Raw genomic sequence first — 13223 nt, 5'->3', positions numbered from 1 at the left:
GCTTTCATCGTCGGTTTTGCGGAAATTAGTTCGTTCTAGCTATGAAGCAGAGCCGGGGTTAGTCAATCTTTTCTTTGCATTTCTGCGGCCCTGTCCTAATACTGTGCGCCGTTCAAAAGAAGAGTAGATTATGGCGTCTGACGATAAAAATTTGGCAAATCTTGACCTGAATGAGCTGCGCGGAGAGATCGACGAGATCGATCAGGCTTTGCAGTCGCTGATCATTCGCCGGACAAAGGTTGTGCAGGCCGTCGGGGCCTACAAGGACCGGATGATCGCGGCGGGTGGCAAGGTCAAAGTGCCCTATCGCCCGGCCCGTGAAGCCCGCATCATGCGCACGCTTGTTGAACGTCATGAAGGGGCCTTTCCCAAAACCGCCCTGATCCAGATCTGGCGCGAAATGATCGCGGCCGGAACGCGGCTTGAAGCACCATACACGGTGGCACTTGGCCGCAATGCCGACGGGTTGGATTGCTGGGAACTGGCGCGTTTGAATTTCGGGTGCCTTAACGAAATCATTGAATTTGATACCCCGCGCGAAGCGTTCAATGCCGTTGAAGACGGGCGGGCAGCAGTTGGTGTGTTTCCCAAACCGCAACTGGGCGAGGCCCAGCCATGGTGGGTCCATCTGAGCGAACAAAGCCCGGTGCGTGTGGTTTCAAAGCTGCCCTTTGGCGGTCGCCCGGTTGGACGCGGCGAAGATACCGAGGGTTTCGTTCTGGCAGCGATCGATCTTGAAGACAGTGGTGATGACCGGACTCTGTTTGTGGTCAGCCTGTCTAAAGAGATTTCGATGGATACCGTGCGCAAAAAAATTGCGGATGGCATCGACGGATCGGTAATCCTTGGCTTTTCTGACGATGAGGCGACGGATCGGCGTTTTGTGCTTGTTGATGTGCCGGGATTCTTTTGTAATCGCACCAATGCGTTTCAGAGCACACTGGACGCGCAAGGCCTTCGCCCCGAAAGTTTGCGGGTGGTTGGGGCCTATGCCGTGCCGCTTGCCGAAGACGCACTGAGTTAAACATGCTTGGCAGCCGCGACTGGCTGCAATTTCCCCAGGGAGAATATACCTGATGTCTGCGCCCACCCCACGCCCCGGAATTCTTGATATCGCGCCGTACAAAGGCGGTAAATCCAGTGCTGACAGTGCTCAGCGCGTGATCAAATTGTCTTCGAACGAAGGCGCACTTGGCCCGAGCCCCAAGGCCATGGAAGCCCTGCGTAACACGGCAACCCGTTTGCATCGTTATCCGGATGGCGGTTGCGACGTTCTGCGTCACAAGCTGGCCGAGAAATACGGTCTGGAATTTGATCAGCTTATTTGCGGCAACGGTTCCGATGAACTTCTGACGCTTCTGATCCGTGCCTATGCCGGTCCGGGTGATGAAGTGCTGTATTCGCAGCACGGCTTTTTGATGTATCCGATTGCGACCATGGGTGTTGGTGCAACGCCGGTAACCGCGCCTGAAACCAACATGACGACCGATGTTGATGCGCTGCTGGCGGCGGTGACGGACAAAACCAAGATCGTGTTTGTTGCCAACCCGAACAACCCGACCGGGACCTATATTTCGGATGCCGAAATGAAGCGCCTGCGCGATGGTTTGCGTGAAGACATCGTTCTGGTGGTCGATGCGGCCTATGCCGAGTTCATGACCGGCCAGGAAGATTATTCAGCCGGTGAAGAGCTTGTGAAAGCAGGCAACAACACCGTGATGACCCGCACATTTTCCAAGATCTATGGTCTTGGTGGTATCCGTCTGGGCTGGTGCTATGCGCCGCCAGCGATTGCCGATGTGCTGCAACGCCTGCGCAACCCGTTCAACGTGCCGCTGCCGACACAGGAAGCCGGTGCCGCCGCCCTTGATGACGATGACTTCGTCAATGAATGCGTGCGCCACAATGCCGAAACGCTTTCGTGGTTCCGTGACGAGGTGAACGCGATTTCGGGCCTTAAGGCACATCCGAGCTATGGCAACTTCGTTCTCGTTGAATTCCCGGCAGAAGAAGGCAAGAACGCCGATGCTGCCAATGATTTCATGATGGCCCGTGGCGTAATCCCGCGCAAAATCGGTGCCTATGGCCTGCCGCAGATGCTTCGTATTTCTATCGGTACGAAGGAAGAAATGGAAATCTGCCTGCAGACCATCAAGGACTTTGTGAACGCATAAAATGACCAATACTGCATCCCAACCGCTGTTTGAAACTGTCGCCTTTATCGGCATGGGCCTGATCGGCTCGTCCATGGCCCGTCGCATCAAGCGTGACGGCCTTGCCGACAAAATCACCTGCGCGGTCCGATCAGAAGCGACCCGTGACCGGGTGCTTGAACTTGGCATTGCCGATGAGGCCTATTGCGACATCAAGCAGGCGGTTGGTGATGCGGATCTGGTGATGGTCTGTGCCCCGGTCGGTGCCAATGAAGCCATTGGGGCGCAATTGACCGGTGCGCTTAAAAAGGGTGCGATTGTTTCGGACGTCGGGTCGGTCAAACAATCGGTCATCCGCGACATTGCCCCGCATCTGGACGAAGGTGTGCATTTCGTACCCGGTCACCCGTTGGCCGGTACGGAGCATTCCGGCCCGGATTCCGGTTTTCCGGAACTGTTTGAGGAACGCTGGTGCATCCTGACCCCGATCCCGGGCGAAAACGAAGCTGCGATTGCCAAGGTCAAAGCCCTTTGGGAAGCCTGCGGGATGTATGTTGAATGCATGGATGCCGATCATCATGACCGTATCCTTGGCATTACATCGCATCTGCCGCACCTGATTGCCTACACGATTGTCGGAACGGCAACTGATCTTGAGGACGCACTGCGTCAGGAAGTGATCAAGTTTTCCGCAACCGGTTTCCGTGACTTTACCCGTATTGCTGCGTCTGATCCGACCATGTGGCGCGATGTGTTCCTGAATAACCGTGAAGCGGTGCTTGATGTGCTGGGACGTTTTCAGGAAGACCTGATGGCCTTGCAACGCGCCATTCGCTGGGGCGAGGGCGACAAACTGTTTGAGCTGTTTTCGCGCACCCGTGAAATTCGTCGCGGCATTGTTGATGCCGGTCAGTATTTCGCCAATTTCTCGGCCGAAGGCGAAGACCGCAAAAGCGACGAAAAGAGCAAGAAAAAGCCTGCTGAGTAATTTGGGAGTGACCGGCATTCTGTCGGTCATCCTGTGCGGTCCAGCAAGCAGCCCCACCACGCTTTACGGACCGACCTTAGGGGAATGAAATGTCTGCCACCAATCATCCGGCGTTCGCCCGGATCATGCCATTTGTGTTCGTGTTCCTGTGGAGCACGGGCTTTGTCGGCGCCAAGTTTGGCCTGCCCTATGCAGATCCGTTCGTTTTCCTTTTTGTCCGATTTGTCATCGTCCTGATCCTGATGATCCCGGTGATCTTCCTGATGGGGGCCAAATGGCCAAAAACCTGGCGTGAGGCGGCCCATATCGGCACCACCGGGGTGCTGGTGCATGGTGTGTATCTGGGCGGGGTATTCTGGGCGATTGATACTGGGTTGCCGGCCGGGCTTGCCGCATTGATCGTTGGCTTGCAGCCGGTTGTGACCGCATCTGTCGTTGGGTCCATTTTGGGCGAACGGGTTTCGATGCGGCAATGGGGCGGCTTGATCCTGGGCCTGATCGGGGTGGCGCTGGTTTTGCTGCCCAAGATTGGCGATGGTGTCGGTATTACCCCGTTTGGCATCGGACTTGCGGTTTTCGCGCTGTTTGGCATGACTGCTGGCACCCTTTATCAGAAACGTTTTTGCACTGGCATGGAACTGATGAGCGGCACAGTCGTTCAATATGTTGCTGCCAGTGTGTTTGTCGGCGTTGTCGCGCTGTTCAAGGAGCCGCTGCATGTTGAATGGAGCATGGACTTCATTCTGGCGATGGCATGGCTGGTGCTGGTTTTGTCGATCGGGGCGATCATGCTGTTGATGGTTCTGATCAAGCAGGGCGAAGCCACCCGTGTGGCCAGCATGTTCTACCTTGTGCCGCCGACAGCCGCGTTCTTTGCCTGGCTTCTGTTTGACGAGCAACTTGGCGTGCTTGGCTTTGCCGGGTTTGCAATTGCCGCCCTTGGGGTGGCATTGGTGATCATGAAGCGATAGGTTGCCGTAAATCAACTAATCAGCATCTAAGCTGTCGGAGGAAAGTTTGACGGACGCCCGCGAAAAATGGGTCTTTGGATACGGGTCGCTGTTGTGGCGGCCGGGCTTTGAATTTGTCGAGTGCGCACGTGCGTTGCTGCCCGGCTATCACCGGTCGTTTTGTATCTATTCCCATCATTATCGCGGCACGCCGGAAAATCCGGGGTTGGTTCTTGGCCTGAACAAGGGCGGGGAATGTGTTGGCAACGCGTTTCGCATTGCGCACGAAAACTGGTCAAAGGTGAAAGCCTATCTGGATGAGCGCGAACTTGTGACCAACACCTATATCCCGGCCGATGTCGAGGTTGAGCTTGCAGACGGGCGCACGGTGATTGCGCACACCTATGTCGCCGATCCGACCCATGAACAATATGCCGGCAACCTGCCGGTGCGCACCGCGGTCGAAATCATTGTTGCGGCCCACGGCAATGTCGGGCCGAACCTTGAATATCTGGAAAACACGGTGCGCCATCTTGATGAAATGGGCATCATTGATCCGCCCCTGCACGATCTGATGGATCTGGTGCGGCGCGAATATGGCGAGATCAATATGGGGGCGGGAATCTGATGAGCCAGTCAAACGGAACGACTGTTTCTGCCACCCAGACCGGGTCGCAGACGCCACTGACGATGGCCTATCTGATGTTGGTGGCCTGTTCGTTGATGTGGGGTTCAAACCACGTGGTGGCGCGCGGCATTAATGAAACGGTGCCGTTCGAGGCACTTTCATTCTGGCGCTGGATCGTTGCGATCTGTTTGCTGTTGCCGTTCTGCTTTAAATATCTGCGTCGCGATCTGAAAATCATGGCCGACCACAAATTGTCGATGTTTTTGATCGGCTTTACCGGTGTGTTCCTGTTTTCGGTGGTGATTTATCTGGCGGCCTATAACACCACGGCGGTCAATACCGGACTTCTGAACGCGACAACGCCGATCTGGGTTCTGTTGTTTGCAGCCCTTTTGACGGTAGACAAACCGCGGCTTGGTCAATGGCTGGGCGTGCTGGTGGCCGGGGCCGGAACCGCGACCATCATCGCCAAGGGCGACCCATCGGTCTTTGCCAGAATGGATTTCGTTCTGGGCGATGTGCTGGCGATGATGTCGGCCATGGTTTGGGCCGCCTATTCTATGTTTTTGAAACGCGCGCCCAAGGGTGTGCATCCGCTAAGCCTGGTGTTTGTATCGGCCCTGATCGGTTTGTGTTTCTTAACGCCGCTTTATGTCTGGGCACTGGTGGTGGATGGAAAGCCGTTCTTTACCAGCCTTGATCCGGTTTGGCCGGACATGCTCAAGATTTTCTATATCGGGGCGGGTCCGGCGTTTCTGGGATACATGTTCTGGAACAGGGGCGTGTCGCTGGTGGGGCCGGCCAAGGCGGGCGTGTTCATGTATCTGATCCCGGTCTGTTCAAGCGGCCTTGCCATCGCGTTTCTGGGTGAGGCGCTGCATCTTTATCATCTGGCGGGCATTGTCTTGATCGTGTCGGGCATCTGGCTTGTCACGCGCAAAAAGACAGAGCGCGTTCGCGTCACAAAGCCTTAGAGCTTCTGAGCAATAAAAAAGGCCCGCACACCAGATGGTGTTGCGGGCCTTTTTATGTGTTGTGACTCTGCAGGCAGGCGGTTCAGGAGACCTTGTCTTGCGCCGTTTCTTTGACAGGGTCCTTGGCCGTCGTGCTTAGTTGCGCGTCCTCTTTTTCCTGCTTTGCATCAATGTCATCAGAGGTCAGCATCGGCAGATGGAATTCTGTTTGTGCCTCAGCCTCAAGCTCGCGCGTGCGGGTATCGATGCGGTGCTTGATTTCCTTCATGAAGGTCTTGCGATCAAGGCCCGGTTCCATGGCCGGCAAGAATTCCATGGTGACGCGACCGCCATATTTCATAAAGCTGTCGCGGCCCCAGAACATACCGGAATTAAGCGCGACCGGAATAACCTTGGTGTCGGGGAAGGCCTTATACAGCGCGAAAATGCCCGGGTGATACGGACGGTTGGAACCCGGCGGGGTACGCGTGCCTTCGGGGAAAATGATCACCTGACGGTTTTCCTCAAGCGCCTTGGACGCACCCTTGATCATGTCTTTGAGGGCCTGACTGCCCGCCGACCGATCAACAGCAATCTGGCCCGAGAGGATCAGGAACTGCCCGACGAGCGGAATGCGCGTGAGTTCCTTTTTCAGGATATAGGCCGGATCAGGAACCACCGTATGGAAGGTCAGGGTTTCCCATGCGGACTGATGTTTGGCGACAATGATGCAGGGACCGTCGGGCAGATTTTCCAGACCGGTGAAGCGTTTGCGCATGCCCACCGAGTAGCGCAGCATGAACTGAATGAGGCGACACCAGGCATGGCCGACGAACTGGTTGGCCTTGCGCCCAAACAGCATCAGCGGCAACAGAACAATGCACAAAAGCGCCGTTCCGCCGAAAAACAACACGTTAAACAGCAACGCGCGCAGGGTAATCATTCAGACAAATTCCTTACAGCCATGGTCCTGACCTTACATATTCACTGTTTTGTAACAGCAATATGACGATCAGAAAATGCCGATTGTTCAGCCATCCTTGCGCGCCGCGTTTGAGGCGGAATAGTCATCAAGGTCCGGTGCATCCTTCACAGGACCACCGGGGCTGCGCAGTGCAGCGCGGTCACCGTTTGGCAACCAGTTGAGCAGCGTGTTGCGCAGGCTGGCAAAGACGTATTTGTTATATTCACTGGCGATCAGGGCGCTGCTGCCGGGGAAACGCCACCAATTGTCGACCTTGACGTTATCTGGGAAAACCGGATGGGCGACGATTTCAACATCGGGCATCAGGCTTTTGAATTCCAGAAGGGATCGAGGCATATGGTAGTTCGCGGTCACGATGCGCAGGCTTTTGAAACCTTCCTCATACATCCAGACAGCGGTTTCAATTGCATTGCCGCGGGTGTTTTCAGCGACATGGCCCAGAACAACGCAGCAGGCGATCAGGCGCGGATCGGATTTGCCGACGGACAGAAGTTCGTCGACTTCAACCCCGCGATAGACACCTGATATGAACAGTTTGTCGGCAAGGCCACGCACCAGAAGACGGCGGCCCTCGGACAAGCGTTCGCTGCCACCCGTCAGAACGACAATGGCGTCGGTGCGTTGGGTCGTGTTTTCAACCGTTTTGGGGATGTAATCGACATACCAGATGAAGCCCGCCGCCCAGACCAGCGCGCAGAAAATCAGTGTGGAAAGCAAAAAACGAAACCGCCGGAACCGGCGGCGATGTTGCACACTCAGCGGGGGCTTGTTCATGAAGGCGTGCCTGAATAGCGGCGGTCTGGCATGAATTCGGATCTCCAGGGGGCAAAACTCATTCACATAATCGTCCGGTCGCCCGGATTTGCACGGATATGCAGAGCAAAATCGCAGGAAGATTAATATCTTTCAAGATTTTGCGACAAAATAGCCCGTACAAATCCGGGTGATCCGAAGGACAACTGATATGAGAGAAAGCCTCTGCGTCAAATCCCTTGACCGGGGATCACCCCGCTCTGCGGGCTTTTCCTTGCTTTTTCTCTCATATCAGTTGCCGGGTCGGTTATGTGAATGAGTTTTGCCCCCTGAAGGGACAAAGAGGGCCAAGGCCATGATCCCAAAAGGGAAGTGGTAACAACCGACTATACGAAGACCGTGAGCGGGTTACAACATCCGGTGTAGGACACGAAGCACAGTTCGGTTGGCGGTGATGCCCGCCACCAGTGCGACAATAAACGGAATGGCGACGATCAGGCCAATAAAGGTCGGGCTGAGAACCAGTGATGGCACCGGCCAGCCCGCCCGCAATCCAAGCCAACCAATCAGGGCGGAAACCGGCAGCGCAATCAAAAGGCCGATCAGTGCGCCAAAGAAGGCAAGGCGTCGATTATGGCGGCCGAACTGACTGGCGATATATCCATCCTGTGCGCCAATCAGATGCAGCAATTCAATGATGCGATGATGGATTGAAAGGCCTGATCTGGTGGCAAACACCACCGAGAGCATGGTTGCGCCAAACAGCACGACAATCAGAAGCGCCAATGCCAGTTCAACCGAAAAGGCGACATCGGCAATGCGTTCGATCCAGATGCGATGATCATCAAGCACGGCCTCGGGCGCGATGACGCCAAGACGGCTTTCGAGCGCATCAAAGTTAAACCCGGTTTCAGGGGTGACTTCGATAATGCGCGGAATGGGCAGTTCGCTGATGACTTCATCCGGGCCCAGCCAAGGTTCGAGAAGGGCTGCCATGGTGTCGGGGCTCAGTTCCTCGATCCGGGCGATGCCGGGCAGGGTGGACACCTGTTCGATGATGCTATCGACCGTGCCTTGCAGGGCGGCTTCACGTTCGGCGGGGGATCGGTTGGCAAGTTCGGTCGGGGGAACCTGGATCGACAGGCTGCCTTCGATCTGGCCCGACCATTGACCGACACTGTCATGCAGGGCGGCAAGCCCGACGATGGAAAAGGTCAGGAGCGCAACCATCAAGGCGACGATGCTCGGCAAAAAGCGCGAGGACGAATCGCTTTCAAGAGGGAGGTGCGATGGAGGTGCGCGAAATGCCATGATCGTGTGTTGGTCCTGTTGATCCCGTGTTTACGAAGCTTGGACTTGGTGTGTCGGGTTTCAGCCGCTGTTGGTGACGTCGTGCAAGGTACCACCTTCGAGCAGCCATTGGGTATGGCCAAACCGCCGGACAAGTTGCCGGTTGTGGGTTGCGATCAGAACGGTGGTGCCGAGTTTGTTGAGCTCTTCAAACAGATAGAGCAATCGCATGGCGATTCGATCATCGACGTTCCCGGTCGGCTCATCGGCCAGAAGCAGGGCGGGGCGGCCAATGACGGCGCGCGCGATGGCAACGCGTTGTTGCTGCCCACCTGACAGGCGTGATGGCACTGCGTTGATATGATCGCCAAGCCCGACCCATTCGAGAAGTTCGGTGACGTTTTTGCGAATCTGCAGGTCTTCGACGCCAGCGACACGGAGCGGCAGGGCGACGTTTTCGAAGGTCGTCAGATGGTTGATCAGCCGGAAATCCTGAAACACGACGCCGATCTTGCGGCGAATCGCCGGCAGTTCTTCGCGCGGGATGCGGATATTATCGCGCCCAAAGATCGAAATTTCGCCGCGTGTCTGGCGCAAGGCCAAAAATAAAAGTCGCATCAATGTCGACTTGCCCGCACCCGATGCCCCGGTCAAGAAATGAAAACTGCCGCGACCGAGCGTAAAATTAAGGTCGCGCAGGATTTCCGGCCCGGATTCATACCGGACTCCGACATTCCTGAAACTGACAACGTCGGTCAAAATTCTTGCTCCATCTGGGCGAATGACGGTTGATACATCGGTGTTTATATCGGCTTTCGTCATGATCCGACAGGGTTGGAAAGTAGCCTTGTCGTGACAATATCGAAAATGAATTAACCGGTTTGGACGGTTTGTCGTCTATTTTGGATACCATTAACAGCCCGATCAGCCAGAGGTTTGATACCCAAATCCGGGCAGCTTCTGTTATCTCTGCTTAACAGTCTGTTAAATCGCCGCTATTTACATATAGTGTAAGGCTTCACTGACGGCACAGGGGGACCGTCAGTCGCAGACAGTTTCACGCCTTCCCCCGTGTTTGATGCCGCCGTCATCGATATGCCAGGTTTGCAATGATCATTACTTGCCCAGAGTGTTCAAAGAAATACTCAGTTAAAACAGAAGCAATCGGTCCGAAAGGCCGAACCGTGCGCTGTAAAAGCTGCGGCAATAGCTGGCATCAGGACCCGCCCGGCGCAAAGAAGCCAGCCCCGGCCCCGGAAAATGATATTCCGGCCCCGTTCAATGAAGAGGGGTCGCTGGGTGCTGATTTCAATGCAGACCAGATGGGCGGTGGGCCGGTTGATCCGGGCTTTGAAGAAGCCGACAAGATCCCCGATCCGCCCCCGATTCCCCAGCAGCTGATTCGCAACAATCCAAAGCCGGAGCCCAAAAAGAAAAAGGGCATCGTTGGCTGGATCATCTTCCTGCTGGTGTTGGGCGGGATTGGTGCGGGTGGCTACTTCGCCAAGGATCAGATCATCGAACTGTGGCCGCCGATTGCCAAGGTTTATGACATGGTGGGGCTTGATGTGCCGCATGTCGGCGAAGGCCTTGATATCCGCGAATTGCCGCCGACCCGCGAAGAAGAGGACGGCGTTGACGTTCTTGTTGTTCGCGCCGAGATCGTCAATATCAGTGAAGAGCCGCGAGCGCTTCCTTACCTTCTGATCGAGCTTCTTGATCCGCTTGATCGTGTGGTTCAGCGCAAGAAGGTGCCGCTGATTTATGATGAGACGCTGGTTCAGTCCGGTGCGGAGATGCCGATGGTGCAACAGATGTTGCCGGTTGGCGAAAGCATGGAAGTCGAAACCAAGATCCGGCGCCCGAACCCGACGGCAACCCGCCTGCAGGTCACCTTCCTTGACCCGCGCGAGGCGGTTGAGCCCTAAGCGGTTCGCGCAAACATCGTGATTATGAGAAAGGCAGCACAACGCGTGCTGCCTTTTTTTGTTTTGGGCGTTTCAGTGACCACTCAGAACCGTTTGAGCAAGCGGTCGATATATTCCTGTTCGATCTCCGGGCGTTCGGGATCGCCAGACCGGCGGCGGAGTTCCTGCAAGATGCGCCAGGCCCGTTCGAGCGTGTTTACATCCGGGATGGTGGTGGTGCCATCGCCACCGACGGGCCGGCCCAGCGGATCACGGCGCCCGGATCCTTCGAGGTCTTCGAGCATCGGGGCGAGCTGGCTGAGCCCTTCCAGCGCGCGGCTGATTTCGCCAATGCCCTGTTGCAGGGCGTCCATGGCCTGTCGCTGATATTGCAGGGCCTCGTGCGATCGGTTGTTGCCAAGCGCCTCTGCCGCGCCGCGCATTGCATCAATCACCGAATTCATGCCGCTGACATCGCCGAATTGGCCAAGACCGGGATCGTTGAGGATTTCACCGGCGTCATCGGCAAGACCCTGTTGCTGGTTTGCACGCGGGCCATTGCCGTTCCGGGTGGAGGCATTGTCGCCTTCATTCATCAGGTCCTGCTGACGGCGCGACAGATCGCGCATGCCGTCCAACATTTCGCGCAGCGTCGATGTGATATCCATGCCGCCCTGACCGGTGGTGACTTGCATGTTTTCGACCAGTTCGCGCAAACGGTCGATCAACTGGCGGGCCTGATCACGCGCACCTGCGCGCATCAGGGCATCGATCTGATCGATGATGCGTGACAGGTCCTGTTGTTCAAGTGTTGCACTGCCGGGCGGGGGTTCTTCTTCGGCCTGTTCCGGGCTTTCGCGCATCATGGCGGCAAGATATTCATTGAGCGCCTGACGGTATTCATCAATCAGGCGGGCGATTTCGCTTTCGGTGACATCGGGGTTGGCAAGGGCCTCCAGCAGGCGTTCCTCGGCCTCCATCAAATTACGCTCGGCAATGCCGTAGGAACCCCGTTCGATCTCCTCGGCGACATGCCACAGAAGGCCTGCGACATCCTGATGGGTGGCGCGGTTTTGCAGGTTCGACGCCAGCCGGCTTTCGGCCACCGAAAGGGTCAGGAACACGCCGAGATGGCCGTTAAAGGCCTGGGGGGCGAACAGGATCGGCAACAGCGCCTGATGCATTTCAAGTGCGCGGTCCGGATAGCGCAGCAAACCACGCCGGATATCAATCAGCTTTTGCGCCACCGGATGGCTGAATTCCCGTTCGGGCAGCATCAGGGAGCGGATATCGCTTTCACCGCGTTGATCGGCGTTATCGTTTGAGACCATCTGGATATTGACCGGCAAACCTGCCCAGGGATGGGCGACAAGATCAATAAAGCGCGGGCCTTCGATGCGGGTCGGCATGGCGCCGGCACTGCTGGTAACGCCAGCCGCATCGCCCTTGAGATCAATCACCACCTGATCAATCGGGCCATATTGCTTGATCGTGCCTTCTTCGGCCGCAGGCGTGATCACCAGATCAAGACTATCAAGGCCATAATCATCGCTGACGACGTAATCAAGGCGCACATGATCGCGCCGGGTGATGGTCGGCGGGCTGACGAAGGACAGGCTAGGCACATTATCGGCCAGCAATTCGATATCAAGAGTCAGGCGATCATTGCCCCAGACCGATATGCGCCATTGGCCGGGCTGGTCGATTGCGGTGGACAGCACATAGCTGTTCTCGGCCCCCTCGGTAAAGGATTGCGTGCCGTTCGGGGTGGTCAGGGTCGGTTCCCAGATGCTTGTGATGCTGCCATCAAGGGTCGATCCCGCCGGGACCTGAACAGTGATGACGTCACTGGTCTTGTCAGAGGTCGCATTACCTGTGTTTTCGGATTGGCGGGCACCTGTGGTATCCGTATCGGACAGCGCACTGAACTGCAAGATGCGCGGTATTTGCCCGGTATAGGCCGGTGGGGTGACCCAAAGGGTGGCACTGAAGTCGGCGGCACCAAGGCGCTGAAGTGGGCTGAAGGCCTTTGAAAAGCGTTCCTCGGCATGGTCAAGGCCGGTCATCAGGCCGACAAACACCAGCAACACAGGAATGGCGGTCAGGCCAAAGCGGTCAACGCGGGTAATAGCGGGCAGAGGACGCGATAGCCGAAGCTTCGCCAGTGCGGCTTCATGCAGGCCCAGTTGACGCTGCCAGAGGTAGCTGGTCAGTGGGTCGTCGGTTTCGGGGACGTGATCTTCAAGGCTTTGCAGTGGGTTGTTATCAAGATGGTTGTCCACCTCGATCCGGTGCAGGACGTCCCGGCGCGTGGGCATTTTGAAATTGCGCCATGGCGCGACCACGGCAACCATGACCGCGACCGACAGGACGGACAGCAGCATGATGTGCCCGGTGGCGGGGAGAAGTTCAAACGTTCCGGTCAGTGTCAGACCAACGATCAGTAGTCCGATCGAAAGGGCCGGGATCAGACAGGGCCAGACAGATTCCCACACCATCACCAAGCGCGTCTTGCGCACATGGCGTTCCATCTTGGGATAGGGTGGTATCAACGACATGCCTTTGAGCCCTGCTTGCCGACATATTGCGCGTTGTATCCGGCATTCTGGCACAACC

Annotated in this window: 12 protein-coding genes; 7 read left to right on the top strand and 5 right to left on the bottom strand. The window is 56.5% G+C overall.

What is annotated here, in order from left to right:
* Window positions 1-151 precede the first annotated feature (151 nt).
* The 6 genes from TH4_RS03190 (at window position 152) to TH4_RS03165 (ending at window position 5693) form a co-directional block, all read left to right on the top strand.
* Window positions 152-1024, top strand: coding sequence for a chorismate mutase (locus tag TH4_RS03190; RefSeq protein WP_245227710.1), 873 nt, complete (start codon window positions 152-154; stop codon window positions 1022-1024).
* Window positions 1025-1076: 52 nt separating this feature from the next.
* Window positions 1077-2174, top strand: coding sequence for a histidinol-phosphate transaminase (hisC, locus tag TH4_RS03185; protein WP_008889145.1), 1098 nt, complete (start codon window positions 1077-1079; stop codon window positions 2172-2174).
* Between the two features lies 1 nt (window position 2175).
* A complete protein-coding gene (locus TH4_RS03180) occupies window positions 2176-3141 on the top strand; it encodes a prephenate/arogenate dehydrogenase family protein (protein ID WP_064779870.1) in 966 nt (321 codons plus the stop codon).
* A gap of 89 nt (window positions 3142-3230) precedes the next feature.
* Window positions 3231-4112, top strand: coding sequence for a DMT family transporter (locus TH4_RS03175; RefSeq protein WP_008889147.1), 882 nt, complete (start codon window positions 3231-3233; stop codon window positions 4110-4112).
* A gap of 46 nt (window positions 4113-4158) precedes the next feature.
* Window positions 4159-4719 (top strand): gamma-glutamylcyclotransferase, encoded by a 561-nt coding sequence (locus tag TH4_RS03170; protein ID WP_064779869.1) that lies wholly within the window; start codon window positions 4159-4161, stop codon window positions 4717-4719.
* A complete protein-coding gene (locus TH4_RS03165; protein ID WP_064779868.1) occupies window positions 4719-5693 on the top strand; it encodes a DMT family transporter in 975 nt (324 codons plus the stop codon). Before TH4_RS03170 ends, TH4_RS03165 begins: the two co-directional genes overlap by 1 nt.
* A gap of 82 nt (window positions 5694-5775) precedes the next feature.
* On the opposite strand, the gene TH4_RS03160 is transcribed toward TH4_RS03165, so the two are convergent.
* The 4 genes from TH4_RS03160 to ftsE all read right to left on the bottom strand — a co-directional run bounded on the left by TH4_RS03160 (window position 5776) and on the right by ftsE (window position 9459).
* Entirely contained in the window at window positions 5776-6615 is an 840-nt protein-coding gene (locus TH4_RS03160) for a lysophospholipid acyltransferase family protein (protein WP_064779867.1), read from the bottom strand.
* Window positions 6616-6702: 87 nt separating this feature from the next.
* On the bottom strand, window positions 6703-7431 hold the full coding sequence (locus tag TH4_RS03155) for a YdcF family protein (protein WP_064779866.1): 729 nt from the start codon (window positions 7429-7431) through the stop codon (window positions 6703-6705).
* A gap of 387 nt (window positions 7432-7818) precedes the next feature.
* Window positions 7819-8721 carry a cell division protein FtsX gene (locus tag TH4_RS03150; RefSeq protein WP_008889154.1) on the bottom strand — a complete coding sequence of 301 codons (903 nt, stop codon included), beginning with the start codon at window positions 8719-8721 and terminating at the stop codon, window positions 7819-7821.
* Window positions 8722-8781: 60 nt separating this feature from the next.
* Window positions 8782-9459 carry a cell division ATP-binding protein FtsE gene (ftsE, locus tag TH4_RS03145; protein ID WP_008889155.1) on the bottom strand — a complete coding sequence of 226 codons (678 nt, stop codon included), beginning with the start codon at window positions 9457-9459 and terminating at the stop codon, window positions 8782-8784.
* A gap of 350 nt (window positions 9460-9809) precedes the next feature.
* On the opposite strand from ftsE, the gene TH4_RS03140 reads away from it, so the two are divergent.
* Complete coding sequence (locus TH4_RS03140) at window positions 9810-10628, top strand: DUF3426 domain-containing protein (protein WP_083996954.1); 819 nt, start codon at window positions 9810-9812, stop codon at window positions 10626-10628.
* Between the two features lie 83 nt (window positions 10629-10711).
* Here TH4_RS03140 and TH4_RS03135 read toward each other — a convergent pair whose 3' ends face one another.
* Window positions 10712-13165 carry a DUF4175 domain-containing protein gene (locus TH4_RS03135; protein ID WP_064779864.1) on the bottom strand — a complete coding sequence of 818 codons (2454 nt, stop codon included), beginning with the start codon at window positions 13163-13165 and terminating at the stop codon, window positions 10712-10714.
* Window positions 13166-13223 lie beyond the last annotated feature (58 nt).

The sequence above is a fragment of the Thalassospira tepidiphila MCCC 1A03514 genome, assembly GCF_001662875.1.
GTDB classification, from domain to species: domain Bacteria; phylum Pseudomonadota; class Alphaproteobacteria; order Rhodospirillales; family Thalassospiraceae; genus Thalassospira; species Thalassospira tepidiphila.
Note: the sequence above shows the minus strand (reverse complement) of the source record. Positions and strands in the feature narration are given on the sequence as shown.